Genomic DNA, 26,727 nt, shown 5'->3' with positions numbered 1-26,727 from the left:
GCTGGCCTTACAGACGGTTGAGTTTCTCGCGAAGTTGACGACTTTGGGCTTGCAGGGTCGTTATCTGCCCTGCAAAGTGCTTTTCAGAGAGCACCAGGCCCTTGTGGAAATCGGCATAGAACAGTTGGGATTCCTGCAGCAGCTCAAGGGATTGCTGCATTGACAACCCGTTCTCAACGACTTCGCGGGTTCCTTCCAGCGTCAACCGGAACGCTTTTTCGACGTGGTTGTCCACGGCGATAGTCATTGCCATCGAGGCAATGATGCCGCCAATGATGCCGCCGACAAGGGCACCCGGTGGCCCGCCCAGCGTGCCCAGCGTTGCGCCGATGGAGGAGCCCAGGACGCCCGCGCTGGTCTGCAGGATGTTGGTGCCGGTCCGTGTCTCCAGCTCTGCAAACGTCATGCGACCAACCCCGACCATCACCAGGCACTGGACCAAGTCGACGGCGCACACGGCCGCGCCGGCGACACCACCGCGGGCAAGGACGCTGGTGAAGCCAGCACCTGCAAAAAGGGCCGGCATGGCGCGGGTGGCCAGTGCAACGCTTGCGGTCGCCGTGCCGGCTTTGAGCGCCGCATCGCCGGCGGCGATGACGGTGTTCTGCAGGATCCGGTGTACGGCTTGTTCGGTAGTGATCTTTCCATCGCGGACGTGCTGCAGATGCTGGAAGGTGTTGATGCTGCCGGCGATCACCGTGGTAACCAGTGCGGCGGAGCCAGCGGCACGCATGCTCTGCTGCAGCGTCGCCTTGTTCAGGTAGCCATCCTGCATCTGTTTGTGAGCAGCTTTCCCCTCTGCGCTACCGGTGCCAAGCTGTTCGGCATCGCGTTTGCTGAGTGGAGTTGAGGTGGCTCCATCGACCTCCATACTGCCTGCAGTTTTGTCGCGGACCTTGGCCGCAGCCTCGGACACGGCGGGACGCTTCTGCTGGTTCTTCAACACGTCACGCTGGGCAGACTGACGGATATCCTCTATCTGGTCGGACGGCCCTAAGAACAGATCGCTGTCCTGGTAACGATGAATGCCGTCCTTGCTTGAGCGGAAGGCTTTCTGGGTTGCATCAGCATCTTTGAAGTACTTGAGCTGGGCACCCAGCAGCTGCTCATCCCCTTTCATCACAACGATATCGTGGGTCGTGTGATTGCGTGGTAGTGGGCTGTTGCTGAACGTGTCGGTGAACGCACGGACATCCTTGTCTTTCAGGATCGCATCAAGATTGAACGTTTCGGCATGCCACGCTTCGGCCGCAAATCCGCCTTTGATCGCTTTATTCTGGGCAGTCGAAGCAATTCGTTGCATGAGCGTGGTGCTCTGATCGATCTGGTGGATCATCTGGCCGACCTTCTCGGCAGCGGCTCCCGTCCAGATTGGACAGACGCTGACAGCGGCCGGGATTGCTTTTCTGGTTTGATCTTCCATGGAATTTCTCTCGGTAATCAGCATGCTCTGTGCGGGATCGCGCAATGATCAGTAAAGGGAAATGACGCGTTGGTTGCGGTCAAGAATGGCTTCGCGAAGCCCACTGGGCTGAAGGACCCGGATGTTGTCCCCCAGGCTGTACAGCCACCAGAAATTCTCCTGGTCGTCTGGCAGGTGCGCGTGGAGACGGACCCAGTCCGTAGCCTCCAGCGCTTCAAGATGCTGGTCTTCACACAGTGGTGTTTCCCGGAGCGTCCAAGCAAGCTGAGGATGGATGTCGGCAATCAGTTCGATGTTTCCCGAGCCTTGCCGCGGTGTGAACGCTGCACCAGGCAGATAGTGGTCCATCTCGAACCCATCATCATCGGAGCGAATATCCAGAAGCGACGCCTGAGCGATGCGATGCAGTGCAAAGTGGCGAACATCCTGGTAGCCGGACACGCTTGCTATCAGATAGCTTGCTGGTCCGCGCGAAACGAGACCCTTGGGATGAAGGGTCATGCGTTTGCTCTCGCCTTTTGTGCGACTGAGATAGTCTACTTGTAGCTGGCGTTGATGCAGCAGTGCCTCGGCTACCGTGTTCCAGACGGTTCCATCCACCACCGCGGGCAGCAGCGCCTTGCCATTGGGTATGCTGCGTACTCGCTGGGCCCAGCGACCGTGACCACCCGATATCTGGCCATTGATACGAGAGTGTGCATCCGAGAAGTGCGGCCCGAGCAGGGCCATGACATCAGGGGGAAGAAGGTGCCGCAGGTGATTCTCAGACAGGCAAAGGGCCAGTGCTTCAGCCGAGCTCATTACTGGAGCTCCTGCCCGCGCATGCGGCTCGTATGACCACCGATAGGGCCTTTTCCGCCTGATGGCTGCGTCCTCGTGGTCCTTCGAACACATGAGGTTGAAACGGCCATTGAGCATTCCTTCCAGGTCGCGCTGCAATGAGCGTGGGCTGATATCGAAGTCAGGATCCTCCTGAAGCAGCGCATCACGCAGCTGCACCGTCGAGATGCTTGCGGGGTAACGGGGAATCAGACGTAGCAGCACGACGTTGCGTCGTGTTGGGTCTTTCTTCTTGCGGGAGCTCATTTTCTGATCGACGCTCATGGCGATAGTGCGACGTTCAGCGACGCCGTTGCCTTGAGCTTGATCGATGAATGCGACACAACCTGTCGCACGCCACAGAAGCCAGTGCGACGCCGGGCTGCTTCGGCGGGGAAATCGCCCGCCATTCGAAGGCTTGTATTGATCGTGTCAGCAAAGACGCCGCAGACGGCGGTCGGCCAAACTGGAAATCGAGGGGGGCGGTGCCGGTCGAAAAGCGACAATGCTTCTTACGCGAACGGCTCTTCTGCCGCTGACGCAACAACCAGCGCGTGACGTGCGACCTCGCGATGCCGAGTCCAATACTCATTGAGCCGTGCTTCCTTGTACGGTACTTCGTCCAACCTCGCCCAGCTTCTGGCGAGCCCCTGATGGTGACGATGACCTGAGCCGCGCAGATTTGCAATACAACTCACAGTAAATCCATCACCGTCAAATTAATGGCGGTGGTGGTCTGCGTTGCCCTTATCGCTCACTGCGCATTTAGATTCACAGGCGCGGGTGATGACGGCCTGGATTGCGTGCAACCCAGAGCGTGTCGACCAAGGTCGACACCTACCAGCCGAGGGATGTCCTAATCGATGGGTCGGGGCTTACCAGCCAAACGGCGGCGGGTAATCCCAATAGCCCGGGCCACGGCCGTAGTAGCCGCCATACGGGCCGAAGAACCCCGGACCCTTGCCTTCGCTCACGTGGATGTTGACGTTGACCCCGTGGGTCTTGCCCTCATCGGTGGTGTAGTTCTTGCTCAGGTTCAGCGTGGCCGCGTTGTAGTGGCTGTTGCCACCGTTCTTCGAATAGCCGATACCGGTGGTGAAGCTGCCGGACACCTTGACCTTGTCGTCGGTGACGTCGGCGATCTTCGCGTCGTCGTGCACGCGCGGGCCGCTCTTGTCACCGTAATAGGTGCCGGGCGGGTCCTGCTGCAGGGCCGGGTCGTTGAGGTAGCGCATTGGCGCCTGCGGCAGCGTCAGGTCCAGGCCAGCGGCCTGCGGCGCAGTGGCGCCAGCGGCGGACTGGGCCAGCACGGTTCCCGGCAGGGCCAGGCACAGCAGCAGGGTCAGGGGGCGGATCATGACGGCGCTCCAGCGGACAGGTGGCCACGCAACACGCGGCGGTACAGGCCGACGCTAGCAGGGGTTGCTTGAATGATGCCTGTCGGCACCGGATTGGGGTAGAGCCAGGCCGTGCCTGGCCGCAGGTCACAACCGCCCGAATCCGAACAATCCCTCCAGCGCATGCCTGCGCCGCTCGATCCGGGCCCGCAGCAGCTGCGCGCCGATCATCGAATAGGTGATGCCGTTGCCGCCGTAGGCCATGGCGAAATGCACCCGCGGCCCCCACTGGTCGTGCGGGCCAAAGAACGGCAGGCCGTCGGCGGTTTCAGCGAAGGTGCCGGCCCAGGAGAACGCCGGTACCGGATCCAGACGCGGGAACCAGTGCAGCAGCTGATCCATCAGCTTGTCGGCCTTGTGCTGCACGCGCCGGTCGCGGCGAGCCGGAATGTCGATGGCGTCATCCAGCCCGCCCACCAGCAGGCGGCGGTCGCCGGTGGCGCGCAGGTACAGGTACGGGCGTGCGCTCTCCCACACCATGGTGTTGCGCAGCCGGCCGAGCGCGCCCGCATCGATGGGATCAGTGATGAAGGCATAGCTGCTGCGGTTGCGTGCGACCCGCTGCTCGAGCCAGCGCTGGCTGGCGTAGCCCATCGCCAGGACCACATGGCGGGCGCGGACCGTGGCGCCGGCCTCGGTCATTGCGGTTACGCCCTGCGTGCCGGGCTTGAGCGTGTGCAGCACCGTGCGGTCGTGCACATGGCCACCGCGCCGGCGCACCCGTTTGAGCAGGCCGTAGGTAAGGCAGTAGGGGTCAACCCGGGCCGCCTGGCGGGTCAGCAGGGCGCCACCGGCGTCCACGTCGAAGCGTTCGCGAAGGGCTTCGCGGTCCAGCCAGCGGGCGTCCAGTCCAATGCCGCGGCGCGCAGCACCTTCGGCCATCAAGCGCGGCACGTCGCGCCGCCGGCTGGCCAGATAGAGGCTGTCCATCTGCCGGAAATCCACGTCCTTCAGCCCACGTGCCACTTCGCCCAATGCCGGGATCGCATCGGCACAGGCACGGTAGGCCAGGGCGGCCGCATCGTTGCCATAGCGCTGGGCCAGCTCCAGCAGGTGGGTGTCGATCTCGTACTGCAGCAGCGCGGTGCTCGCGGCCGTGCTGCCCCAGCCGATGTCGCGCTGCTCGATCAAGGCCACGTCATGGCCATGCCGGGACAGCTCGTCGGCGATGAGTGAACCGGTGATGCCGCCACCGACCACCAGCACGTCGCAGCGCAGGTCCTTTTCCAGCGGCGGGAACGCCTGGATCAGTCCGTTGCGTATGGCCCACCACGGGTAGCCACTTTTCAGGTCCATGAAGTGTGCTGCTCAGGCGGTCGGGTGGCCGGTATGCGGGGTCTGGATCAGTTCGGACAGATCGAAGCCCTGCAGGCGCGCTGCGGCCAGATAATGTTCCTGCACGGTGGCGTCCAGCTGCGGCTCGCGTGCCAGCAGCCACAGGTACTTGCGATCCGGGCTGCCCACCAGCGAAACGCTGTAGTCCGGGGCGATCTGGATCACCCAGTAGTCGCCCTTGGCAAACGGCAGCCAGCGCAGGCCCTTGGGCAGGAAGCTGACTTCCAGGCGCGCGCTGTCGTTGTCGACGGCGCAGGCCTCGCCGGTTGCCTCTTCGATCTCGCCGTCCATGCGGCAGCGGTTGGTGACGCCGACGTTGCCGTTGTCGAGCAGGGTGTAGTGCGCCGACACGTCGGTGCAGCCTTCCGGCTCGTGGCGCATCGGCAGACGGGCGATCTCGTACCAGGTGCCCAGGTAACGGGGCAGCTTGAGGTCGGGGACGGTCTTCAGCGGCGGGTGGTCGGTCATCGGCAGTGGTGGCAGGGGTGGGTCTCCACGATGCCGATGGGCTCGCCATGGGCGGGTGAAGCCGGGGCGATGGCTGTGTCCAGAACGTTCCGTCGCCGCTGCGACGTGCCTGTTGCCACCGGCCTGGCGGTATCCTGCCGCCAGCGCCGTGTTTTCCTGATCCAACCGAGGTGGAGGTGCCGATGTACCAGGTGATCCTGTTGAAGAGTGAATCCGCGTTCGCGCGCGAACAGTGGCCGCAGGTCGATGACCTGGTCGACTACGAGGGCGTGAGCTACAGCCTGCGTGCCGGCCCGCGCCAGCCGCTGCCGACCGACCACGACTGGTACCCGGTGGCGGTGTATGCGCCCGATGAGATTACCGAGGAAGAGTTCCAGGACTGGTATGCCCTGCAACAGCCGACGGTGGAAGAGTTGCGCCTGAAGTACTGACGCGCGACGCTGACGGGGCCGCCCATCCGCTGTTGACCGCCTGTGCCGTATAGTCGCGCGCAGGCGCGGTGGTCCGCGCGAACTGGTATGTCTGGCGTGTCTTCTTTCCTGCGATCGATCCGTGCACGGGGGCCCTGGCTGGCCCTGCTGCTGTGCACTGCCTTCCTGCTGTCCGCACCGGTGCTGGCACAGGATGAGGACCCCACGCCGAAGCAGCAGCTGGCGGATATCGATGCAAAGCTGAAGGAAGTCGACCGCAAGCGTGGTGATGCCGCGGCCATCGAAACACTGGCCATGCTGTCCGAGGATGCTTCGAAGGCCCGGCGTGACGCCGAGGCGCTGGAGAAGTCGCTGCAGCCGCAGCTGGACCGCCTCGACGAACGGCTGGCGCAGTTGGGCACGCCTGCCGAGGGCGCCACCGAGCCGCCCGAACTGGCGGCGCAACGGCGCACCCTCAACAAGCAGCGCGATGGGCTGGCCGCATCGGTGGCGCAGGCCAAGGCCAGTGCCGTGCGTGCACAGCAGCTGGCGGCGGACATCGAGCAGCAGCGCACCGCACAACGTACGGAAGAACTGGGCCAGAAGGTCGCCTCGCCGCTGTCGCCTGCGTTGTGGAGCAAGGTGGCCGAGCGCCTGCCGATCGATATCGCGCGCGTTGCGCCGTTGGCCGAGCAGGGGCGTGACGCGCTGGTCGCCGGCATCCGCACCAATGGCTGGGGTACGCCGTTGCTGGGCCTGCTGGCCGCGCTGGTGATGATGTTCCCGCTGCGGTTGTGGCTGCGTAGGCTGGGGCGGCAGTTCGCCGCGTCCGAGCGCGCGCCGGACGGTCGCCTGCGTCGATCCGGACTGGCGATGTGGCTGCTGCTGGTGGGCACGCTGCTGCCCGGTTATGCCGTGGTGGTACTGATGGCGGCGCTGGATGCGATCGATGCCATCGCGCCGCGCCTGCAGGTGGTGGCCGACGGCCTGGAGACGGCCACGTTCCGCGCCGCTTTCATTGCCGCGCTCAGCGCCTGCCTGCTGGTGCCCAAGCGCCCGTCATGGCGGCTGTTGAACCTGGACGACACCGCCGCGCTGAAGCTGCGCAAATACGCCTGGGGCGCGGCGGCGCTGGCCTGGCTGAGCACGGTGCTGGTGGCCCTCGACCAGGCTACGCGCACCAGCGACGTCACCACGGTGGCGTTGGACGGCCTGATTGCCCTGACCTACCTCGGCCTGATCATGGCCATGCTGGTGACCCTGGCGCGCCTGCATCGGCGGCAGACCGCCGAAGCCGAGGCCAAGCTGGAGGCACAGGCCGATGGCGTGGGTGCGGCAACGCCGGTGCGTCGCAGCAGCTGGCTGGTACTGGCACGCGTAGCGGGCAACGTCGCGGTGGTGGCCGCCATCGCCGCGACGTTGATGGGCTACCTGAATTTCGCCAAGTTCGTGAACCAGCAGCTGATTGGCGGCAGCATCGTGGTGCTGGCGGCGACCCTGCTGTTCAAGTTCGTCGATGACCTGAGCACCTGGATGCTAAACGCCGACAGCAAGGTCGGCCAGACCATCCTGCTCAGCACCGGCCTGAGCGTATCGCGGCTGGAACAGGCGGGCGTGCTGCTGTCGGCGGCGTTGCGCACCATCGTCGTACTGATCGCGCTGCTGGCGCTGGTGGCACCGTTCGGCAACATCGGCGCGGTGGTGGAGCGCTTCTCCTCGCTGTTCACCTCTGGATTCGACATTGGCGGAACCAAGCTGGAGCCGGTGCGCATCGTGCTGGCGGTGCTGGTGCTGCTGGCTGGCCTGGCCGTTACCCAGCTGGTACAGCGCTGGCTGACCGACACCTATCTGCCCAAGACCGAACTGGACCTGGGCGCACGCAATTCGGTCAGTACGGTAGCCCGTTACGTCGGCATCATCATCGCGGTGATCTGGGCCCTGAGCGCGATGGGACTGCAGCTGAGCAAGCTGGCGTTGCTGGTCAGCGCGCTGTCGGTGGGTATCGGTTTCGGCCTGCAGGTGATCACCCAGAACTTCGTCTCCGGCCTGATCCTGCTGGCCGAGCGGCCGGTGAAGATCGGCGACTGGGTGAAGCTGGGTGACCAGGAGGGCGACATCCGCCGCATCAGCCTGCGATCGACCGAGATCCAGGTGGGCGACAAGTCGACGTTGATCGTGCCCAACTCCGAGCTGGTCACCAAGACCGTGCGCAACATGACGATGGGCAACAACCAGGGCCGCATCCAGATCCAGTTCGCGGTGCCGCCCAGTACCGACGTCGGCAGCCTGCGCCAGGCGCTGCTGGATGCGTATACCGCGCACACCAACGTGTTGCAGCAGCCGGCACCGACGGTCTACATCGACAGCATTGGCGGTGGCCAGATCACCATCAACAGTTTCGCGTACGTGGCCAGCCCGCGTCAGGTCTATGCCACCCGCAGCGATCTGTACTTCAGCCTGCTGCAGATCCTGGCCGAGCGGAACATTCCGCTGTCGACCCCGACCGACATCCACATCACCCGCGATCCGCAGGAGTAGGGGGTGTTCTGCAGGGCTGCGCCCTGCACCCGCGGTAGTGCCGGCCGCTGGCCGGCAACTTCAACAGCAACAGCAAAGGCTGGTTTCCTGAGGGATGGCGGGGTGGGTCCGGTTGCGGGGGACGCCGTGAATCCGTCCCTGGAGGCTTGGCAGCCGCATCCATGCGGCTGACACCCCCGCAACCGGACCCACCCCGCCTTCGACAGTTTTCCGCGATCTGTCGGAAATGCTCTTGGGGTCAGATCCGCTTTCCGGAGGAAAACGGATCTGACCCCATCTTGATTTTCGATATCTGACAGATTGTGTCGACCAAGGTTGACACCTACCGACAGCCGCAGGAATCTGTCAGAGGTGGGGCGGTGTCGGAGTGCGGGGTGTCAGCCGCATGGATGCGGCTGCCAAGCCTCCATGGACGGATTTACGGCATCCCCGCACTCCGACACCGCCCCGCCATCCCACGGAATGCACGCTGTTGCTGTTGCCGTTGCCCCGGTTTGTAGCGGGTGCAGGGCGCAGCCCTGCAAAGAACCCTACCCTCGCGGTCGGCTGCGCGACGGCACCAGTGCGAACGTATCCACCGCCAGCTTCTCGGCATGGTTCAACCACGCGCGGATCTCCAGATCATCCACTTCGTGGTCCAGCCCGAACGTCACGTTGATCTTGCCGTCGGCATCGGGCTGCACCCACTGCTGGGCCAGCACCACCTTGCGCTGCGACGACACTGCTTCGATCCAGAAGCCGCGATCCGGGCGCGTGCTCGCCACCAGCTGCAGCATGTACTGGCCGGCACGGGTGCGGCGGCCCTTCTGGGTGATCATGTGTGCCTGGCGCACGCTCGGGCGCGGGCCCTGGAGCGCATCCAGCGGTGCATCCACCGCGATGCCACCGCGCAGATCATTGTCGCGGTACAGCTTGATGCCATTGTCGCGGTTGACGAGCAGGGCGCACCAGTCGCCGTCGGCCGATCCATCCTCGAACGCGGTGCAGCGGTCGACGTAGGCGAGAGTGTTGTCCGGGTTGGCATCATCGAACTGGCGCGAGGTGTTTTCCAGATAGACGGACTTCAGCCCCCAGTCCTTGTCGTACTCCAGCAGCACCGGCGGTTGCACGTGCTGCAGGCCGACCACCACCTGGTCGTCGCCGTCGATCTTCAGTTCACGCGTAGGTTCACCCAGCCACAGCGAACGGGCGAACGCCAGATACTGCGGGTAGTCGCGACCCTGGTCGCGTCGCGCGGCCACACTGGCGCTGGGCGCGCGTTGCGGGTCGATCAGTGAACGGCCGAAGCCCATCGTCTTCAGGTTCGGGTCCAGCAGGCTGAGCAGAGTCGCACCCGAATCCAGCGTGGTGCCGGCGTCGGCGCTGAGCTGCTGCGGCGCAATGCCATCGCCCAGGAACAGCAGCAGGTTCTCGCGCTTCTGCCGGGTCAGGATATGGGTCAGATCGTTGGGCATCGCCAGGTGGTCGGAGGCGATCACGATCAGCGTGTCCTTGCCGTACGGGCTGGCCTGGATGCGTTCGACCAGCTGCGAGATCAGCCGGTCACTGCATTTGAGCGCGTTGAGCATGTTGATGTTGCCGTACCGGCTCTGGTAGCGCTCGCCCTTGCACGACACCGGCAGGTGGCCCGCCGGGTGGTGGGTGTCCATGGTGAGCGTGGTGAGCATGAACGGCGAGCCGGCGCGCGAGAGCTGTTCGAAGCGCTGGTAGGCGGTATCCAGCAGCACGTCGTCGTGCACGCCCCAGGCCGAGTAGTGGATGCGACCGATCTTTTTCTGCTGCTTGAACCAGGCGAGGTCATGCACTTCGTCAAAACCGTGGCTGGCCAGGAACTGGCCCTTGCCGGCGAACTGGCCGTTGGCTCCGCCCAGGTAATGGTTGGTATAGCCCTGCTGCTTCAGGTAGTCGCCCAGGCACACTGCCTTGGGCAGGAAGCTGCCCATCCGGTCCATGCTGTTTTCATCGCCCTGCGAGGTGGTCAGCGGCACGCCGCACATCGACGACACCAGGCCGGCGATGGTCCAGCCGCTGCCTTCGGCCGAGGCAAGGCCGCGCACGTCCAGTGACTTCGTGGCCAGGCGGTTGAGATTGGGCATCAGGCCTGGGAACACGTTCTCGTCCAGGTAGGTGCGCTCCAGGCTCTCGCCGTAGATCCAGACGATGTTGCGTGGGTGCTGCAGCGGCTGCGTCGGCACCTGGTATTCGGGGGCGATGCGGGCGAAGTCGACCGGGCGCAGCTGCTGGTACAGGCGTTGGCCGTCGCGGGCCAGCGGGCTGATCATGATCGTGGCCACCCACACGGCCGCGAAGCCCGCGAACAGCGCGCCACCGTGGCCGGGCCGGCGCCAGCGCTTCACCCGCGTGGCGAACAGCGGCAGCAGCGAGACCAGCGCCAGCACGATGAAGCCGGCGATGTAGCCCTTGAAGTCGGAGACACCGGCGCCTTCCATGTCGGCGCCGAGGTGATAAAGGGTGGCAGCGTTGAGCCCATCACCGGACAGCTTGTCGATCAGCCACCACGCGCTGAGCATGAGCAGCAGCAGCGAGAACGCGCCGGCTTTCCACCACACCCACTTGTCGGACGCGAGGAACAACCAGCACAGCAGCAACAACGACAGCAGCAGTATCCAGAGCATAGGCAGCTTCGGCAGTGACGGGGTGGTGGTGATGGACGTCGTACCGACGCGTGTCCATCCGACCGGCGCTGCCGCAAGCACATGCATGTGACAGGCCGATGACCCGATAGTGCATGCACGAACCTGACTGAAATGTTTGTTGAAATGACGCGCGCGCAATCGCGCTCAGAAGGTAAAACGAGCGTGAAAGGGGTAGCTGGATTGCATTAAAAACTGCATGAATACGGGTGTTTTTGTCGATGCGCTAGCGATGCCCGCGTTCTTCGCGTGCCCGCGCACGACGGTCGAACAGCAATGCACTGGTTACGATGCCAAGGCCGAGCACTACGCCGATGAACAACAGAATCAGGGCGATGAGCGGATAGCCGAACAGGTGCCAGCCGGTGTCGATCTTCATCATCATCGCGGCGGCCATGATCAATGCCGCGCTGATGATGCCGGCCGCCACGCGGTTGGCGATCTTCTGCAGGTTCTCCATCAGCCGCGATTCTTCCAGGCCGGTGACCTTCATCTGCAGGCGGTTCTCGGCCAGCAGCGCCATGATGTCCGACAGCTTGCGCGGCCCATCACGCAGCAGCTGCTGCAGCTCCATCGCCTCGCTGGCGATGTTGGCTGCGGACAGTGATTTTTTCAGGCGCGCACGCATCACATGCTGCAGCTGGCGCTCGACGATGCGGCGGGTATCCAGTTCGGGTGCCAGCAAGCGGCATACGGTTTCCAGGTTGAGCAGTGCCTTGCCCAGCAGGCTCAGTTCCGGCGGCGTGCGCAGTCCGCAGGCGGTGGCGATGCGCACCATGTCCAGCACCACGCGGCCTTCGGAGAACGTGCCGCTGGCGGCGTAACGCGCGATCAACTGGCCGGTCTCGCGCAGATAACGTTCCTCGTCGAACGCCTCCAGCCGCGTGCTGATGCTGATCAGGTCGTCAGCCACTTCCTCGCCACGGCCATCGACCGCTGCGAACAGGATCTTCAGCAAGCGCTCGCGCAGGCGCGGCGGCATGTGCGCAACCATGCCCAGGTCGAAGATCGCCAGCCGTCCATCGGGCATCACCCGCAGGTTGCCGGGGTGCGGGTCGGCGTGGATCTCGCCGTGCACGAAGATCTGGTCCAGGTAGCCGCGGATCAGCGCCGCCGCCAGCGGGTCCATCGATTGTTCGGTACGGCGCACATCGGGAATCGCATCCACGCGCACGCCGGTGGCCAGTTCCATGGTCAGCACGCGCTGGCTGCTGTAGTCCCACAGCGGCTGCGGAATCCACAGGCGGCGGAACGGCTTCAGGTGTCGGCCGAAACGGGCCAGGTTCTCGGCCTCGGCGTGGTAGTCCAGCTCCTGCATCAGGGTCTTGGCGAATTCGTTGAGCCAGTCGCGCAGACGCACGCGGCGGCCCACCTGGGTCAGGTGGTCGGCGGCCAGCGCGAAGCTGCGCAGCGCCTCCAGGTCCGAGCGAAGTTGTGCGGCCACTTCAGGCTTCTGCACCTTCACCGCCACCTGGCGTCCGTCGTGCAGCACGGCCCGATGCACCTGCGCGATCGATGCGCAGCCCAGCGGCTCGGGGTCGAACGCGGCAAACAGCTTGTTCACCCCTACGCCCAGCTCCTGCTCGATGATGGCGTGGATGCGCTCGACGGGAATCGGCGCTACCTTTTCCTGCATGCGCTCCAGCGCCGTGGCGAACTCTACCGGCACCATGTCCGGGCGCGTGGACAGCATCTGGCCCAGCTTGACGAAGGTTGGCCCCAGAGCTTCCAGATCGCTGACGAACTGTTCCGGGTTGCCGTCCGCGGGAACGTCGGCTGGATTGCCTGCGGCATCCAGGTTCATGCCCGAGAACACCCCTGAATGGCGATAGCGCATCAGCAGGCGCAGGATCTGGCTGCGCCGGTTCATGCCTTTGACCAGCGGAGGATTGCCATTGGCGGTGGGCGGATTGCTCAAGCGGAACTCCCATGCGACGAAGACAGGTAGCGCCGGCCACGGGCCGGCAATGTCCGGAACTGCGCGGTTGCCGGGCAGCCGCCGGCACTCGGGAGTCGCAGTGTCGCCGGGGGGCGGTGGTCACGCAGTGAACCCGACGTCTTCCGCAGTCCACACCGGATCGGTCAGAATCCGCCCATTCCCTTACCTGGATGCCCCATGGCCGGTGCCAGCCTGTTCGCCCTGCTCGACGATATCGCCACCCTCCTCGACGATGTCTCGGTCCTGACCAAGGTCGCGGCGAAGAAAACCGCTGGTGTGCTGGGCGACGACCTGGCGCTGAACGCGCAGCAGGTGACCGGAGTCAACGCCAACCGTGAATTGCCGGTGGTGTGGGCGGTGGCCAAGGGCTCGCTGGTCAACAAGGTGATCCTGGTACCGGCAGCACTGGCGATCAGCGCCCTGGAGGCCTGGCTGCGCAGCCGCGGCTGGAACGTGCCGCTGATCGTGCCGCTGATGATGATCGGTGGTGCCTTCCTCTGTTTTGAAGGCGTGGAGAAGCTGGCGCACCGCTTCCTGCACTCAGCTGAGGACGACGCCGAGCATCAGGCCGAACGGCGCAAGGCGCTGGCCGATACGCAGGTGGACATGGTCGCGTGGGAGAAGGACAAGGTGAAGGGCGCGATCCGCACCGACTTCATCCTTTCGGCCGAGATCATCGTGCTCACCCTGGGCGTGGTCGCCACTGCGTCGTTCACCAACCAGATCCTCACGCTGAGCGTGGTCGCACTGGCGATGACCGTGTTCGTCTACGGACTGGTGGCGGGCATCGTCAAGCTCGATGACGTCGGGCTGTACCTTTCGCGCAAGGGCGGTGCCATTGCCGCCTTCGGTCGAGGCCTGGTGGCGTCGGCGCCGTGGCTGATGAAGTTCCTGTCGGTGGCCGGCACCATCGCCATGTTCCTGGTCGGCGGCGGCATCCTGGTGCACAACGTGCCGGCGCTGCACCACGCGGTGCAGGCGCTGGGCGGCGAAGGGCAGTGGGGCTGGCTGATCAGTGCTGCGGCCAACATGGTGGTCGGCATCATCGCCGGCGCCATCGTGCTGGCGGCGGTGACCGGGTTGCAGAAGCTGCGCGGGAAATGATCTGTAGAGCCGAGCCCACGCTCGGCTGCTCTACGGCGCTGAGCGCCGCCGCCCGAGCATGGGCTCGGGCGCTACAGCGTCTGCACGCTGGATCATCAGCCCGCCTGCACCCGATTCTTGCCCTGCCGCTTGGCCGCATACAGCGCGTCATCGGCGCGCCGCAGCAGGGTTTCGGTATCGTCACCGGGCTGCCACTGCGCCAGCCCGGCGCTGAAATGCACCGGCACGCGCTGGTCCTGCACGGTCAGCACGCGATGGGCCAGCGAACGCTGCAGGCGCTGCACGGTGGCCATGCTGTCGGCGCCCTGGGTTTCCGGCAGCACGAGCACGAACTCGTCGCCGCCCAGCCGTGCGATGCCGTCGGTGGCTCGCAGCAGCAGCTTGCACACGGCCACCAGGTGCTGCAGCAACGCATCGCCACCGGCATGCCCATGCGCGTCGTTGGTCTGGTGGAAATCATCCAGGTCGATCACGGCCACGCCCAGGGGTGAGTTGTTGCGTGCGGCGCGGGCCAGCTCGCGCTCCAGCAGTTCGTCCAGGCCACGGCGGTTCAGCGCCTGGGTCAGTGGATCGATGCGTGCCAGGTCACCAGCGGCGCGCAGTTCCTGCTCCAGCTCGGCAATGCGCTGCTCTGCGCGCTCCACTTCCTGCCGCGCATTGGCCAGGTGATCGCGGGCCTGTGCGGCCTGCTGCTGCACTTTGCCTGTATCGCGCATCACCTCCTGCAGCAGCTGGTTGAGATCGGCGATGCTGCGCGCCTCGCGCAGCTGCAACGCGTAGCTGCCGATGCGGTCGTGGTATTCGCCGGTGCTGGTGGCCATGCCATCCATGCGCTCGATGAACTCGCCCATCAACCCGCGCATCGCCGCCTTCGAATCGTCGATGCCCTGGCGCAGCAGCCCCTGCTTGTAGATCACTTCGCGCAGTTCGGCCCGGGTGCGCTCAACCGCTTCCGCTTCCAACGGACCGTCCAGCAACTGGCGTACCGCCGCGATCTGGCCCTGCAGCCAGCTGCGGTCATCCAGCAACTCGCTGACGTTCTCCAGCAGCAGCGCGAACAGCTCCAGCAGCAGCGCCTGCTGCTCCTGCCAGCTTTCGGCACGCACGCCGACCTGGTGGCCAAGTTCGCGCACGCCCTGTTCGATTGGTTCCAGGGCCGTGCCCGGCTGCCATTGGCGCAGGCGCAGGGCCAGCGCCTGCGCTTGCTCGCGCAGGTCCGGGTCGTGCTGCAGCAGGGCCACCACCGCACCGCCCAGCAGCAGCCGCAGCTGCTCGGACAGGCGCAGGCTTTCCGGCTGCCCGTCCGGCGAATGCTGCTCGATGGTGCGGATGTACTTGTCGATCAGCTGCCGCATCGCGCGCCCATAGCGCGGCCAATCGGCGCTGGCCTGTGCGGACTGCAGGCGGTCGCCCATGTCGCCCAGTTCGCCGGGCAGGGTGGCCATGCCGTTGGCGAACGCCGCCAGCAGCGGTTCCGGCGCATCGGCGCCTGCGAACAGCTGCTGCAGCGCCACGCCACCGCCGCCCTGCAGCACTACGCGGTCACCCCGCCCATCGTCCACCACCGCGCGCACGCGTGCCGGCGGCCCAAGGGCGGTACCGGGGGCAGGGCGGTGGTCGGGCTGGTCCGTCATGGAGCGAATCCTGGGGCTGGCAGGGACTGGTTCCAGCATATCGGCGCGGCCGCCGAGGGCTTGAACGGCTAGGATGGGCGACAGGATGCCGCAGTGGAGGTGGTGATGCGCGTGATGTTGCTGGGGGCGACCGGCCTGGTCGGCGGGCTGACCCTGCGCAGGCTGCTGGACGACCCGCGCTGCAGCGCCGTGGTTGCCCCGACCCGCCGCCCGCTGGCGTTGACTCACGGGAAGCTGGAGAACCCGGTACTGGCATTCGACGCGTTGCCTACTTCGCCCGAATGGGCGCGCGTGGACGCGATCATCTGCGCGCTGGGCAGCACCATGGCCCAGGCCGGCAGCCGCGAGGCCTTCCATCGCATCGATCATGACTACCCGCTGGCGTTCGCACGCCTGGCAAAAGCACAGGGGGCGCAGACCTATGTGCTGAATTCCGCAGCCGGCGCCAACCCACAGTCGTCGATCTTCTACAGCCGGGTGAAGGGCGAGCTGGAGCGTGATCTGCGTGCGCTGGGCTTCAATTCGTTGACCCTGGTCCGCCCAGGACTGATCGGTGGCGAGCGCAACGAGGTTCGTCGCGGCGAGCGTTTCGCATTGACGGTACTCGGCGCACTGGGGCCAGTACTGCCACGGGCGTGGCGGATCAATCCGGCCAGCGAAATTGCCAAGGCACTGGTCGAGGCCGCACTCGCCCCGCAACCGGGTGAACACGTGGTGGCATCGAGCGCGCTGGCCGGCTGATGTCGCGTGCGCTGCGTCTGACCCAGCTTCAACAGCTGCTGCGCCGCCATCGGCGGCCGGTGGCCGGGCAGGTGCTGGCCGAAGCGCTGGGCATCAGCCTGCGCACGCTGTATCGCGATATCGAGACCCTGCGCGAGCAAGGCGCCGACCTGCGTGGTGAGGCCGGCGTCGGCTACCAGCTGGCGCCGAGCGATACCCTGCCGCCGATGACCCTGCCGCCCGCCGAGAACGATGCACTGGTGCTTGGCCTGCGCTGGGTTGCGGCCCGCACCGAGCCGGCGCTGGCTGAGGCCGCGCGTGATGCTTTGGCGCGTATCGCGCATGTGCTGCCCGCAGCACGCCGGGAAGCCTTGCGAGATAGCGGCCTGCGCGTTGGCCCTTCGCGCGCTGCGGCCAAGGTACCTGCTGCACGCCTGCAGGCTGTGCGCGAAGCGGTGAGCGCGCAACAACGCCTGCAGTTCGGCTACCAGGATGCGCAGGGCCAGCGTACCGAGCGCACCGTCTGGCCGTTCGCGCTGGGCTACTTCGAAGAAGTGCCGATGCTGGCGGCGTGGTGTGAGAGCCGCGAGGATTTCCGCCATTTCCGGCTGGACCGCATCCGCCAGGTGCGCGCACTGGAGGATCACTACCTCGTGCCACGCGCCACGCTGCTGCGGCGCTGGCAGAAGGCGCAGGGCATCGCGCCGGACTGGTTGGACCGTTCGTAGCCACAGCAACAGCGGGGAGCGGGCGGCGGGGTAGAGTCGACTGTTAGTCGACTATCGCGCGCAGCGCGGGGTTTCAAGCGCGTTGAAGGAAGAGCAGTCGACTAACAGTCGACTCTACCGACAGACGACTCTACCGACAGTCGAATATGCTGACAGAATCTGTCAGCAGGCCAGTACCACCATGAGCGCTCCCAACAACGGAGCTTCCCCATGTTCACGCCCAGCACCCTGCTGCAGTACGTGCGCGACGTCGCCACCAGCGCCACTTTCTACAGCGGCATCCTCGGCAAGCCGCCGGTCGAGCAGTCGCCCGGCTTCGCCCTGTTCCTGCTCGGCGATGGCGCCGCACTGGGCCTGTGGCAGCGCGACGACGTGCAACCGCCGGTGTCCGCGCAGGCAGGCGCCGCCGAACTGGCAATGGTGGTGGCCAACCCCGACGCCGTGCAGCAGATGCACGATGTGTGGCGCGCTCTTGGTGTGGAGATCCTGCAGGCGCCGGTGACGCTGGAGTTCGGCCATACCTTTGTCGGGGCAGATCCTGATGGCCACCGCCTGCGGGTCTACAGCCGTGCCGAGGGCTTGGTCGCGCGCGATTGATCGCCCGCATTGTGTAGATCCACGCCATGCGTGGATGGAGCGCGACGGAGCAGGCACAAAAACGCCGGGCTCTGCCCGGCGTTTTTCCAGTTCATGTGCCAACCAACGGTTGGCACCTACCGGTCAGGTGGCCGATCAGCTGGCCAGTGCCAGGTCGTCCATCATCGCGCGCAGGAAGCGGGCGGCTTCACCGCCGGTGGCTGCGCGGTGGTCGAAGGTGACCGACAGCGGGATCACCTTGTGCGCTTCCACGCCGCCCATCACCGGGGTCATCTGGTGGCGGGCACGGCCGGCACCGACGATGGCCACGCACGGCGGCACCACGACCGGGGTCGCGTAGCGGCCGGCGAACATGCCGAAGTTGGACAGCGAGATGGTGTAGCCGCTCAGTTCCGAGGCGGCGATCGAACGCGATTCCACCTGCTCGCGCAGGCGATTGACGCCTTCGCGGATGCCGCGTGCATCGAGCATGTCGGCATTGCGCAGGGCCGGCACGAACAGGCCGTCGTCGGTGTCCACGGCGATGCCGATGTCCACCTGGGCGTGCAGGGTGCGGGTCAGCGCTTCACCGTCGAACCAGGCGTTCATGGCCGGCACCTTCTGTGCGGCAACGACGATGGCGCGAACCAGGCGGGCGGTGACGTCGTTGCCCGGCAGCCAGGCGTGGATGTCGGCGTCGTCGTTCAGCGTGGTCGGCACGACCTTGCTGTGCGCGTCGGCCATCACGCGGGCCATGTTGCGGCGCACGCCCTTCAGCGGTTCCGGCTGGCCCTTGGCGACCACGCCCGGCGGCTGGGTGCGCATCGGCTTGCCGGCGGCAGACAGCGGGGTGCGGGCTTCGCTCTGCACCTGGGCAGACACCTGCGCCGGGGCCGGCGCGGCATACGCGGCGGCAACCGGCGCCGGAGCAGCGCCGAGCTTGGCGGTGCCGTTGGCGGCGGCCTGCTTGACGTCGGCCATGGTCACCGCGCCATCGGTGCCGGTGGCAGGCACGCGGCTCAGGTCCACGCCCAGCTTGCGCGCCATCGCACGCACGGCCGGGACGGCCTTGACGCCACCAACGGCCAGCGCCTGTTCGGCATGCACGGCATTGGAGCTCTGCATGGCGCCAACCACGGTACCGGCATCGTCACGCTCGGTCGCGGCGGGCTTGGCTTCTTCCGCGACCACCGGTGCGGCCGCAGCCGGCAGCGGCGGCGGGGTCGGTGCGGCAGCCGGCGCGGCCGGTGCGGCGTGGCCATGGCTGTGGCCGGTGTCCTGGCCATCGGCGCGCTGCGGCAGGTTCGGGTCCAGTTCGAAGCTGGCCAGCACCGAGCCGGTCGGGATGATGTCGCCGGCGCCGCCGGACAGCTTCAGCACCTTGCCGGAGAACGGCGAGGGCACTTCCACCACGGCCTTGGCGGTCTCCATCGACACCAGCGGCTCGTCCAGTTTGATCACATCGCCTTCCTTGACGAACCACTCGACGATGGTCGCGTCCGGCAGGCCTTCGCCCAGGTCGGGCAGGTTGAAGTTCTTGGTCTGGCTCATTTGCAGTTCTCTTCCAGCAGTTCCAGTTCGCGGGCCGGCAGCCAGCCCGTCGCGCCATTGGCGCGCTCGGACCACCACCACCCACCGTGTTCGTGATGAAGCTTCACCATCTCGCCGCTTTCCACATCCAGCTCGCGGGCGTCGTAGTCGCACAGCGCTTCGGCGCGACCCTCGTCCAGCAGCTGCAACCAGGCGATGGGCGCCCAGCCAGCGCGCCCATCGTTGGTGCGTACCCAGGCAAACGCCGGCCATTCCTCGTCACGCACACCTACTTCGACGATCTGGCCGGTGTGGAACCGGAGCGGGTTGGGATACTGGCTGCGGTAAGCCCCCAGAAGGCGGGCCCGCATGTCAGCCGGCCGCCACCGCGCGCTTGGCCGCAGCCACGATCCGCTCAACGCTCGGCAGGTACTTCATTTCCAGGCGGAACAGCGGAATGTGGGTGTCGTAGCCAGTAACGCGCTCGACCGGGGCCAGCAGGTCGTAGATCGATTCCTCGGCCAGGCGCGCGGCGATCTCGGCGCCGAAGCCCGCGGTTTTCGGGGCCTCCTGCACGATCACGCAGCGGCCGGTCTTGGCCACCGATTCGGCGATGGTGGCGAAGTCCAGCGGACGCAGCGTGGCCACGTCGATGACTTCGGCACTGATGCCTTCGCCGGCCAGCTTGTCGGCCGCTTCCAGCGCTTCCTTCACCTGCGCGCCCCAGGTCACCAGGGTCACGTCGGTGCCGTCGCGCAGCACGAAGCAGACGTCCAGCGGCAAGGCTTCGCCGTCGTTGACGACCACTTCCTTGTACTGGCGGTAGATGCGCTTGGGCTCCATGTAGATCACCGGATCCGGCTCGCGGATCGCGGCCAGCAGGAGGCCGTACGCACGCTGCGGCGACGACGGCAGCACCACGCGCAGGCCCGGCACGTTGGTGAAGATCGCCTCGTTGGCTTCGCTGTGGTGTTCCGGCGCGCGGATGCCACCGCCCCACGGCACGCGCAGCACCATCGGGCAGTGCAGGCGGCCACGGGTACGGTAACGCAGGCGTGCGGCGTGGCAGACGATATGGTCGACCATCGGGTACATGAAGCCATCGAACTGGGCTTCTGCCACCGGCTTCATGCCCTGCGCGGCAAGACCAATCGTCAGGCCGGCGATGGTGGTTTCATCCAGCGGGGTGTCGAGGATGCGGTCCGAGCCGAAGCGCTGCTGCAGACCGGCAGTGGCGCGGAACACGCCGCCGTTGACGCCCACGTCCTCGCCCAGCACCAGCACCGACGGGTCGTGTTCCAGCTCCCAGGCCAGCGCCTGGGTGATGGCTTCGATGAGGGTGATCGGGGTGGTGGTCATGCTCTCTTCTCCGCGCGCGACCGCAGCGCTGTCGGCGGCGTTGGTGTGCGCGCCGGGCGCGCCGTTCTTGATCTCATCCATGGCGCTTCTCCAGGGCGATCGCCTGGGCACGCTGGGCCAGCAGGTCCGGCGGCGGATCGGCATACAGGAAGTCGAACATCGCCTCGACCGGCTGCACCGGCGTGTTGAGGTACAGGTTCACTTCCTCGTCCACGCGCGTGCCGCACTCGGCGACCCAGGCGCTTTCCTCGTCCTCGCTCCACACACCGGCGTTGATCAGGTACTTGCGCAGGCGCAGCATCGGCTCGCGCTGCCAGGCATCCTTCACTTCGGCGTCGTCGCGGTAGCGGCGCGCGTCGTCGGCGGTGGTGTGGTCGGACAGGCGGTAGGTCATCAGTTCCAGCACGGTGCCGCCGTCGCCGGCCAGCGCACGTTCGCGCGCCTGCTCCATGGCCGCCAGCACCGCGATCAGGTCATTGCCATCCACCTGCAGGCAGTGCAGGCCGCCGGCCAGGCCCTTCTGCGCCAGTGTTTCGGCACCGGTCTGGGCCGAACGCGGAACCGAGATGGCCCAGCCGTTGTTGACGATGCACAGGATCAGCGGGAGCTTGTAGGCGCCGGCCGAATTCAGTGCTGCGTAGAAGTCGGTCTTGGAGCTGCCGCCGTCGCCGCACACCGCCACCGCGATCTGCGGTTCCTTGTTGAGCTTGAACTTCAGCGCCGCGCCTGCGGCATGCAGGCACTGGGTGGAGATCGGCACGCAGAACGGGAAGTCCTTGGCCGCGTTGCCGCCGTAATCGTTGCCGCGTTCGTCGCCGCCCCAGTACATCAGCACGTCGTGCGGGCGCACGCCACGCATGAACATCGCGCCATACTCGCGGTACGAAGGCGCGAACACGTCGTCCTTCTGCATCGCCGCGCCGATACCCACGTGCGCGGCTTCATGGCCCAGGCAGGCGGCATAGGTGCCCAGCTTGCCGGTGCGCTGCAGCGCGATGGATTTGCTGTCGAACGTGCGTACGAACAGCATCTGCTTGAACAGCGGTACCAGGACCTTGGGGTCGCGCAGCGACGCGGGCAGGTCGTCACGGACGAGCGTGCCGTCCGTGTCCAGGTACTGCAGGTATTCGATCTTGAATTCAGCGGCAACCGTCATTGCGTACTGCACCTTCGACAGAGAAGTTACAAATGATATGAATCGCCATGTTAAGGAACGCGTACGGAATAGCCTTCCTGCGCCGCAACACGGGGATTCCCCGTTTTACCCCTGCCGGCGGGTGGGGGGCCAATAACAACAACGTATTCAGTCGTTGCTGCAAAGCATCAGAATACGCCTCTGGCTGACCGCCAGTACAACGGCCTGGACGGTTCCACGCGCAGGCCCGGGATCGGCCGATGCTCCACGGCCAACCGCACGCTCCGGTATGGACCCGGCGGCTGCCAGCGCGGCGGCAACGCGCTACCCTTGCCGCCCCCGATCTGGTCCCGCCCATGTCCGTCGACAACAACCAACGCGATCTCGAAGCCGGCATCCACACCGACCTGCAGGGACGCCTCACCTACGGCGGCTACCTGCGGCTGGACCAGTTGCTCAGCGCGCAGCAGCCGCTGTCCAGCCCACCGCACCATGACGAGATGCTCTTCATCATCCAGCACCAGACCTCGGAGCTGTGGCTGAAGCTGCTGGGCCATGAGCTGCGTGCCGCAATCGGCTTCCTGCAGCGCGATGAAGTCTGGCAGTGCCGCAAGGTGCTGGCGCGCAGCAAGCAGGTGCTGCGCCAGCTGACCGAGCAGTGGTCGGTGCTGGAAACGCTGACCCCGTCCGAGTACATGGGCTTCCGCGACGTGCTGGGCCCGTCGTCGGGCTTCCAGTCGCTGCAGTACCGCTACATCGAGTTCCTGCTGGGCAACAAGAACGCGCAGATGCTGCAGGTGTTCGAGCACGATGCGGCCGGGCAGGCGCAGCTGCGCAGCGTGCTGGAGGCGCCCAGCCTGTACGAGGAGTTCCTGAAGTACCTGGCCCGCTTCGGCCATGCCGTGCCGGCGGTCTACGAGGCCCATGACTGGACCCAGCCGCACGTGGCTGACGACGCATTGCAGCCGGTCTTCGAACGCATCTACCAGGACACCGACCGCTACTGGCGCGAGTACGCGCTGTGCGAGGACCTGGTGGACCTGGAGACCGCCTTCCAGCTGTGGCGCTTCCGCCACATGCGCACGGTGATGCGGGTGATCGGCTTCAAGCGCGGCACCGGTGGCTCGTCCGGCGTGGGCTTCCTGGCCAAGGCACTGGAGCTGACCTTCTTCCCCGAGCTGTTCCAGGTGCGCACCAGCCTGCAGGCCGCGCCCCCGACAGCGCTGGGTTGATCCCCATTCAGCTTGGATCCCAGCCGGCGGCTGGATCGTTTCAGATGCAAGTTCAGGGAGCAGGCTGCCACCTGCCTCAAACGGCGTGTATTTGACGTGAACGCCAGAAGTCGGTGATCCTCGCGCGTTGCTTCAACTGCACAGCGGACGTGCTCGTCATCCACCGAACCAGGAAATCCGCATGAGCGTAAACGCCACTGCGAACACCCCAGAGCCGGCGCTGCCGGACTTCAAAACCACGCTGGGCCACCCGCGCCCGTTGTGGATGCTGTTCATGACCGAGTTCTGGGAACGCTTTGCGTTCTACGGCATCCGCTGGGCCTTGGTGCTGTACATCGTCGCCCAGTTCTACAACGGCAGCGCTGCCGGTGAAGGCGACGCCAGCCGCATCTATGGCGCCTACCTGGCCCTGGTGTACGCCGCGGCGATCTTCGGTGGCTACGTGGCCGACCGGGTACTGGGCTACCAGCGCTCGATCCTGACCGGCGCGATCATCATGGCCGCCGGCCTGTTCATGATCTCGCTGCCGCAGGAGCACATCTTCAAGCTCGGCCTGGCCACGATCATCGTCGGCAACGGCCTGTTCAAGCCCAACATCTCGACCATGGTCGGCAAGCTGTACGGGCTGAAGGACGAGCGCCGCGATTCGGGCTTCACCATCTTCTACATGGGCATCAACATCGGCGCGATGATCGCCCCGGTGCTGACCGAGTACCTGGCCCGCAAGGTGTTCGGTACCGATGCGATGCCGTCCTACAAGGTCGTGTTCATCGCCTCGGGCGTAGGCATGCTGATCTCGCTGGTGTGGTTCTACATCGGTCGTGCCGGCCTGAAGGGCATCGGCGCACCGCCGGCCGGCGCTGAAGGTTTCGGCCGCATCATCATGGTGCTGGCCGGTGCCGTGGTTGCCATCCCGGTCGCGTACTTCCTGCTGGCCACCGGCGCCACCGCGCTGGCCTGGATCCTGGGTGCGATGTTCACCGCGCTGGCCGTACTGCTGCTGGTCGAGGGCATCCGCGAAGGCAAGGTGCAGCGCGACCGCGTGATCGCCATGCTGATCATCTTCGCCTTCAACGTGATGTTCTGGATGTTCTTCGAGCAGGCCGGCAGCTCGTTCACCTTCCTGGCCGAGAACATCGTCAACCGCCAGTTCGGCAGCTGGACCTTCCCGACCGCGTGGTTCCAGTCGGTCAACTCGGTGGCGATCATCACCCTTGCCCCGGTGATCGCCTGGATCTGGGTCGCCATGGGCCGCGCCAATCCGTCCATCCCGCGCAAGTTCGGCCTGGGCCTGCTGTTCAACGGCGCCGCCTTCGCGCTGCTGATGTTCGCCCTGTCGCAGATGGTGGTGGACGGCAAGATCCCGTTCTGGACCCTGTTCATGGTCTACGTCATCCAGTCGGTGGGTGAGCTGTGCCTGTCGCCGATCGGCCTGTCGATGGTGACCAAGCTGGCCCCGGTGCGCCTGGTCGGCTTCGGCATGGGCGGCTGGTTCCTGTCCACCGGCATCGGCAACAACCTGTCGGGCATCTTCGCTGGCGTGGTCAGTGGTGAAGACGGCATGACGGTCGAGTCGGCCCTGAAGGGGTATACCTTCGGGTTCTGGGCCCTGATCGGCTCCGGCGTGGTGCTGTTCCTGATCGCCCCGCTGATCAACAAGCTGATGCACGGCGTCAAATGATGATGAGAGGGTAGAAGGCATGCGTAGCAAGCTCGGTACTGCGGTAGTGGTGGTCTGTGCGGCGCTGATCGGCGCCTGTTCCCAACCGCAACCACCTGCGACCGCCGAGCCCACGCAGCCCCTGGATACCCGACCCACCGAGCCACCGGTCGCTGACCCCAGCGAACCGGTGGCCTCGGGCAACACCCCGGTGGCGGCGGACATCGCCGCCATCGCCGGGCTCGGTGCGCAGTTCGACCCGGCCCGCAACCCCGCCGATGACCTGGCCACCGCCAAGGTGGAAGCCCAGCGGGGCAAGAAGCGCATCCTGCTGGAGATCGGCAACGCCGCCTGTGAGCGCTGCCGGGCGCTGGACGATGTGGTGGAAGGCAACGGCGACCTGCGTCGCTTCCGCGATGCCCACTACGTGTGGGTGAAGGTCAACGCCAGCGACGAGCAGCCCAACACCGCGTTCCTTGCCCAGTTCCCGGTGATGGAACGCGACTATCCGCATCTGCTGGTGCTGGACGCCGATGGTGGCCTGCTGGTGTCGCAGGCGACCGCTGAGCTGCGCAGGGGCGGGGCGTTCCAGCCTGCGCGGGTGAGCGGGTTCCTCAAGCAGTGGGCACCCGACAAACCGGAATAGGGGAGTGCCGGCCGCTGGCCGTCATGCTCTGGTGGATGCCGACCGCGGCCGCCTACCCCGGCGGATGCCGACCGCTGACCGCCATCCCCGGTGGGTGCCGACCGTTGGTCGGCACAGAAGTGCATCCACGCATGGCGTGGATCTACTGTGGTTGCGGTCACATTCCCGGAATCGGCATCTCAATATCGCAACGCGCTCGCCGTTACCGGCAAGGACCTCAGTCGACATCCCGTCGATGCAACCTTCCGGAACGCCCATGCACAGCGACCACGCCGAACGATTGCCCGGACCCGCCAGTGAGCTGGCCGAGGGTGGAGCAGGCGAGGGCGTGACCCTGCCGCCGCAGGAGGCGCTGCTGGATGACGCCGGTACCGGCGAGGCCACCGTCGACCTGGCACCGCTGCGCCATCGCCTGCCGCAGATCGCGCTGCCCGATAACGTGGTGCTGAAGGGTGCGGTGCAGAAACTGGTCGAGCAGAAATCGCGGCTCGATGCACTGGCCGCCGATGGCCAGCTGGCCGGGCTGCTGCCACCGGAGTGGCAGGGCCATGGCGTGCGCGCGATTGAACTGTCCACCTTCATCCAAGGCGTGCTGCCGTTCCTGCAACCCGGCGAACGTGGCGAAACCGCGCCGGCGCGCCTGCCGGTGCGCCATGTGCTGGGTGACGACAGCCGCTGGGGCCTGGACGATGTCGCCGAACCGAAATCGCTGGCCTGGTACCTGGCTAGCGACGAACGCGCCACCGCCGGCAGCAAGGACGTGGCCGAGGCCTATCTGGTGGGTGCACTCGGCCTGGCGTGGATGCAGGAGGGGCGTAGCCGCCCCGGTTTCCTGCGCGCGATGGGCCAGGACAGCCTGGCGGCACGGGTGACCATGCTCGGCTACCCGCCGGCCAACGAACTGGCGCTGTACAGCGTCACCGCGCACGGCCAGTCGCAGATCTGGTGCGTGCATGGTCGCCGTCGCATGCGCCCGCTGGTGGCGCCGTGGCTGAGCGTGCCGCTGCTGACCGCGTATGGCGTGCCGGCGCCGGTCGCGTGGCCGTCCAGTTTCCCGCCTGTGGAGGCCGTGGCCGAGCTGTTGGCAACCGCACGGCAGGGGCGCGCGCTGCCGGAAGTGGATCTGGGCAAGGCCGTGGCGAAGATCGCCGAAGAGGCCGCATCCGAAGCCTGGCAACCGGTCAGCCTGCTGCAGCTCAACACCTGGTCACCGCGTTGGCATTTCTTCCTGGGCACCTTCGTCGGCCTGCCGTCGCTGCTGCTGGTGGCGGCGGCGCTGGCGCTGCCCGGTGCGGTCGAGGCGGCCACGGTTGCTGCATCACTTGGCTTCGCCGGTGGTGCCATCGCGGCGCTGGCGGTGCCGTGGATCCACGCGCGGCGCAAGCACCTGAGCTGAAAAAAGGGGACGGAGGGGATTAAG

The 26,727-nt window shown here is 66.1% G+C and carries 21 protein-coding genes and 1 pseudogene; 10 read left to right on the top strand and 12 right to left on the bottom strand.

Annotation, left to right across the window (positions count from 1 at the left end):
• Positions 1-7: 7 nt before the first annotated feature.
• From ROV95_RS01610 to ROV95_RS01590, 5 genes are all read right to left on the bottom strand, one after another.
• Entirely contained in the window at positions 8-1,423 is a 1,416-nt protein-coding gene (locus ROV95_RS01610; RefSeq protein ID WP_312542478.1) for a hypothetical protein, read from the bottom strand.
• A gap of 48 nt (positions 1,424-1,471) precedes the next feature.
• Positions 1,472-2,527, bottom strand: coding sequence for a WYL domain-containing protein (locus ROV95_RS01605; RefSeq protein WP_107432606.1), 1,056 nt, complete (start codon positions 2,525-2,527; stop codon positions 1,472-1,474).
• A gap of 590 nt (positions 2,528-3,117) precedes the next feature.
• Positions 3,118-3,600, bottom strand: coding sequence for a hypothetical protein (locus ROV95_RS01600; RefSeq protein ID WP_005411364.1), 483 nt, complete (start codon positions 3,598-3,600; stop codon positions 3,118-3,120).
• Between the two features lie 126 nt (positions 3,601-3,726).
• The gene (locus ROV95_RS01595) at positions 3,727-4,935 is read right to left on the bottom strand and encodes an FAD-dependent oxidoreductase (protein WP_312542475.1); all 1,209 of its coding nucleotides are present in this window, start codon (positions 4,933-4,935) and stop codon (positions 3,727-3,729) included.
• 12 nt (positions 4,936-4,947) lie between these two features.
• Positions 4,948-5,442: a lipocalin family protein gene (locus ROV95_RS01590; protein WP_134735157.1), complete on the bottom strand. Its 495-nt coding sequence runs from the start codon at positions 5,440-5,442 to the stop codon at positions 4,948-4,950.
• Between the two features lie 182 nt (positions 5,443-5,624).
• On the opposite strand from ROV95_RS01590, the gene ROV95_RS01585 reads away from it, so the two are divergent.
• Together ROV95_RS01585 and ROV95_RS01580 are read left to right on the top strand one after the other, a co-directional pair.
• The gene (locus ROV95_RS01585; protein WP_021201923.1) at positions 5,625-5,873 is read left to right on the top strand and encodes a hypothetical protein; all 249 of its coding nucleotides are present in this window, start codon (positions 5,625-5,627) and stop codon (positions 5,871-5,873) included.
• 87 nt (positions 5,874-5,960) lie between these two features.
• A complete protein-coding gene (locus ROV95_RS01580) occupies positions 5,961-8,390 on the top strand; it encodes a DUF3772 domain-containing protein (protein ID WP_312542472.1) in 2,430 nt (809 codons plus the stop codon).
• Positions 8,391-8,920: 530 nt separating this feature from the next.
• Here ROV95_RS01580 and ROV95_RS01575 read toward each other — a convergent pair.
• Positions 8,921-11,026 (bottom strand): phosphoglycerol transferase I, encoded by a 2,106-nt coding sequence (locus tag ROV95_RS01575; protein WP_312542470.1) that lies wholly within the window; start codon positions 11,024-11,026, stop codon positions 8,921-8,923.
• A gap of 244 nt (positions 11,027-11,270) precedes the next feature.
• Positions 11,271-12,926 (bottom strand): annotated as a pseudogene (locus ROV95_RS01570) (AarF/UbiB family protein); the annotation flags it as partial.
• A 234-nt stretch (positions 12,927-13,160) separates the two neighbouring features.
• Between ROV95_RS01570 and ROV95_RS01565 the strand changes: the two are divergent.
• A complete protein-coding gene (locus ROV95_RS01565) occupies positions 13,161-14,087 on the top strand; it encodes a DUF808 domain-containing protein (RefSeq protein WP_312542469.1) in 927 nt (308 codons plus the stop codon).
• Between the two features lie 95 nt (positions 14,088-14,182).
• On the opposite strand, the gene ROV95_RS01560 is transcribed toward ROV95_RS01565, so the two are convergent.
• A complete protein-coding gene (locus ROV95_RS01560; protein ID WP_005419936.1) occupies positions 14,183-15,721 on the bottom strand; it encodes a GGDEF domain-containing protein in 1,539 nt (512 codons plus the stop codon).
• Between the two features lie 105 nt (positions 15,722-15,826).
• Here ROV95_RS01560 and ROV95_RS01555 point away from each other — a divergent pair, with 105 nt between their 5' ends.
• The 3 genes from ROV95_RS01555 to ROV95_RS01545 all read left to right on the top strand — a co-directional run bounded on the left by ROV95_RS01555 (position 15,827) and on the right by ROV95_RS01545 (position 17,766).
• Positions 15,827-16,462, top strand: a complete 636-nt coding sequence (locus ROV95_RS01555) for an NAD-dependent dehydratase (protein ID WP_312542468.1) — start codon at positions 15,827-15,829, stop codon at positions 16,460-16,462.
• A complete protein-coding gene (locus ROV95_RS01550; protein WP_312542466.1) occupies positions 16,462-17,169 on the top strand; it encodes a YafY family protein in 708 nt (235 codons plus the stop codon). The genes ROV95_RS01555 and ROV95_RS01550 overlap by 1 nt, the downstream gene beginning before the upstream one ends.
• 210 nt (positions 17,170-17,379) lie before the next feature.
• Entirely contained in the window at positions 17,380-17,766 is a 387-nt protein-coding gene (locus ROV95_RS01545; protein WP_312542464.1) for a VOC family protein, read from the top strand.
• Positions 17,767-17,901: 135 nt separating this feature from the next.
• Here the strand turns inward: ROV95_RS01545 and ROV95_RS01540 are convergent, their stop codons facing one another.
• From ROV95_RS01540 to pdhA, 4 genes are read right to left on the bottom strand one after another with little or no spacing between them, the layout of a single operon-like run.
• Positions 17,902-19,296, bottom strand: coding sequence for a dihydrolipoamide acetyltransferase family protein (locus ROV95_RS01540; protein WP_312542461.1), 1,395 nt, complete (start codon positions 19,294-19,296; stop codon positions 17,902-17,904).
• Positions 19,293-19,646: an SH3 domain-containing protein gene (locus ROV95_RS01535; protein ID WP_005411349.1), complete on the bottom strand. Its 354-nt coding sequence runs from the start codon at positions 19,644-19,646 to the stop codon at positions 19,293-19,295. Before ROV95_RS01535 ends, ROV95_RS01540 begins: the two co-directional genes overlap by 4 nt.
• Before the next feature lies 1 nt (position 19,647).
• Positions 19,648-20,715 carry an alpha-ketoacid dehydrogenase subunit beta gene (locus ROV95_RS01530; protein ID WP_005414714.1) on the bottom strand — a complete coding sequence of 356 codons (1,068 nt, stop codon included), beginning with the start codon at positions 20,713-20,715 and terminating at the stop codon, positions 19,648-19,650.
• Entirely contained in the window at positions 20,708-21,790 is a 1,083-nt protein-coding gene (pdhA, locus tag ROV95_RS01525) for a pyruvate dehydrogenase (acetyl-transferring) E1 component subunit alpha (RefSeq protein ID WP_021202655.1), read from the bottom strand. The genes ROV95_RS01530 and pdhA overlap by 8 nt, the downstream gene beginning before the upstream one ends.
• 335 nt (positions 21,791-22,125) lie before the next feature.
• On the opposite strand from pdhA, the gene ROV95_RS01520 reads away from it, so the two are divergent.
• The 4 genes from ROV95_RS01520 to ROV95_RS01505 all read left to right on the top strand — a co-directional run bounded on the left by ROV95_RS01520 (position 22,126) and on the right by ROV95_RS01505 (position 26,703).
• Positions 22,126-23,001, top strand: a complete 876-nt coding sequence (locus ROV95_RS01520) for a tryptophan 2,3-dioxygenase family protein (RefSeq protein ID WP_312542458.1) — start codon at positions 22,126-22,128, stop codon at positions 22,999-23,001.
• Positions 23,002-23,182: 181 nt separating this feature from the next.
• Entirely contained in the window at positions 23,183-24,682 is a 1,500-nt protein-coding gene (locus ROV95_RS01515) for an oligopeptide:H+ symporter (protein ID WP_312542456.1), read from the top strand.
• 19 nt (positions 24,683-24,701) lie between these two features.
• Positions 24,702-25,307: a thioredoxin family protein gene (locus ROV95_RS01510; protein WP_312542454.1), complete on the top strand. Its 606-nt coding sequence runs from the start codon at positions 24,702-24,704 to the stop codon at positions 25,305-25,307.
• Between the two features lie 256 nt (positions 25,308-25,563).
• Positions 25,564-26,703: a hypothetical protein gene (locus ROV95_RS01505; RefSeq protein ID WP_312542452.1), complete on the top strand. Its 1,140-nt coding sequence runs from the start codon at positions 25,564-25,566 to the stop codon at positions 26,701-26,703.
• Positions 26,704-26,727: the final 24 nt, after the last annotated feature.

It is taken from the genome of Stenotrophomonas maltophilia group sp. msm1, from assembly GCF_032025805.1.
Taxonomy (GTDB): domain Bacteria; phylum Pseudomonadota; class Gammaproteobacteria; order Xanthomonadales; family Xanthomonadaceae; genus Stenotrophomonas; species Stenotrophomonas hibiscicola.
The sequence above is the reverse complement of the archived record's forward strand: the minus strand, read 5'-3'. Positions and strand labels throughout refer to the sequence as shown.

Excerpts from the sequence above, each read along its gene's own strand:
- ROV95_RS01610 (WP_312542478.1), bottom strand. The coding sequence starts at position 1,423 with ATGGAAGATCAAACCAGAAAAGCAATCCCGGCCGCTGTCAGCGTCTGT.
- ROV95_RS01605 (WP_107432606.1), bottom strand. The coding sequence starts at position 2,527 with ATGAGCGTCGATCAGAAAATGAGCTCCCGCAAGAAGAAAGACCCAACA.
- ROV95_RS01600 (WP_005411364.1), bottom strand. The coding sequence starts at position 3,600 with ATGATCCGCCCCCTGACCCTGCTGCTGTGCCTGGCCCTGCCGGGAACC.
- ROV95_RS01595 (WP_312542475.1), bottom strand. The coding sequence starts at position 4,935 with ATGGACCTGAAAAGTGGCTACCCGTGGTGGGCCATACGCAACGGACTG.
- ROV95_RS01590 (WP_134735157.1), bottom strand. The coding sequence starts at position 5,442 with ATGACCGACCACCCGCCGCTGAAGACCGTCCCCGACCTCAAGCTGCCC.
- ROV95_RS01585 (WP_021201923.1), top strand. The coding sequence starts at position 5,625 with ATGTACCAGGTGATCCTGTTGAAGAGTGAATCCGCGTTCGCGCGCGAA.
- ROV95_RS01580 (WP_312542472.1), top strand. The coding sequence starts at position 5,961 with ATGTCTGGCGTGTCTTCTTTCCTGCGATCGATCCGTGCACGGGGGCCC.
- ROV95_RS01575 (WP_312542470.1), bottom strand. The coding sequence starts at position 11,026 with ATGCTCTGGATACTGCTGCTGTCGTTGTTGCTGCTGTGCTGGTTGTTC.
- ROV95_RS01565 (WP_312542469.1), top strand. The coding sequence starts at position 13,161 with ATGGCCGGTGCCAGCCTGTTCGCCCTGCTCGACGATATCGCCACCCTC.
- ROV95_RS01560 (WP_005419936.1), bottom strand. The coding sequence starts at position 15,721 with ATGACGGACCAGCCCGACCACCGCCCTGCCCCCGGTACCGCCCTTGGG.
- ROV95_RS01555 (WP_312542468.1), top strand. The coding sequence starts at position 15,827 with ATGCGCGTGATGTTGCTGGGGGCGACCGGCCTGGTCGGCGGGCTGACC.
- ROV95_RS01550 (WP_312542466.1), top strand. The coding sequence starts at position 16,462 with ATGTCGCGTGCGCTGCGTCTGACCCAGCTTCAACAGCTGCTGCGCCGC.
- ROV95_RS01545 (WP_312542464.1), top strand. The coding sequence starts at position 17,380 with ATGTTCACGCCCAGCACCCTGCTGCAGTACGTGCGCGACGTCGCCACC.
- ROV95_RS01540 (WP_312542461.1), bottom strand. The coding sequence starts at position 19,296 with ATGAGCCAGACCAAGAACTTCAACCTGCCCGACCTGGGCGAAGGCCTG.
- ROV95_RS01535 (WP_005411349.1), bottom strand. The coding sequence starts at position 19,646 with ATGCGGGCCCGCCTTCTGGGGGCTTACCGCAGCCAGTATCCCAACCCG.
- ROV95_RS01530 (WP_005414714.1), bottom strand. The coding sequence starts at position 20,715 with ATGGATGAGATCAAGAACGGCGCGCCCGGCGCGCACACCAACGCCGCC.
- pdhA (WP_021202655.1), bottom strand. The coding sequence starts at position 21,790 with ATGACGGTTGCCGCTGAATTCAAGATCGAATACCTGCAGTACCTGGAC.
- ROV95_RS01520 (WP_312542458.1), top strand. The coding sequence starts at position 22,126 with ATGTCCGTCGACAACAACCAACGCGATCTCGAAGCCGGCATCCACACC.
- ROV95_RS01515 (WP_312542456.1), top strand. The coding sequence starts at position 23,183 with ATGAGCGTAAACGCCACTGCGAACACCCCAGAGCCGGCGCTGCCGGAC.
- ROV95_RS01510 (WP_312542454.1), top strand. The coding sequence starts at position 24,702 with ATGCGTAGCAAGCTCGGTACTGCGGTAGTGGTGGTCTGTGCGGCGCTG.
- ROV95_RS01505 (WP_312542452.1), top strand. The coding sequence starts at position 25,564 with ATGCACAGCGACCACGCCGAACGATTGCCCGGACCCGCCAGTGAGCTG.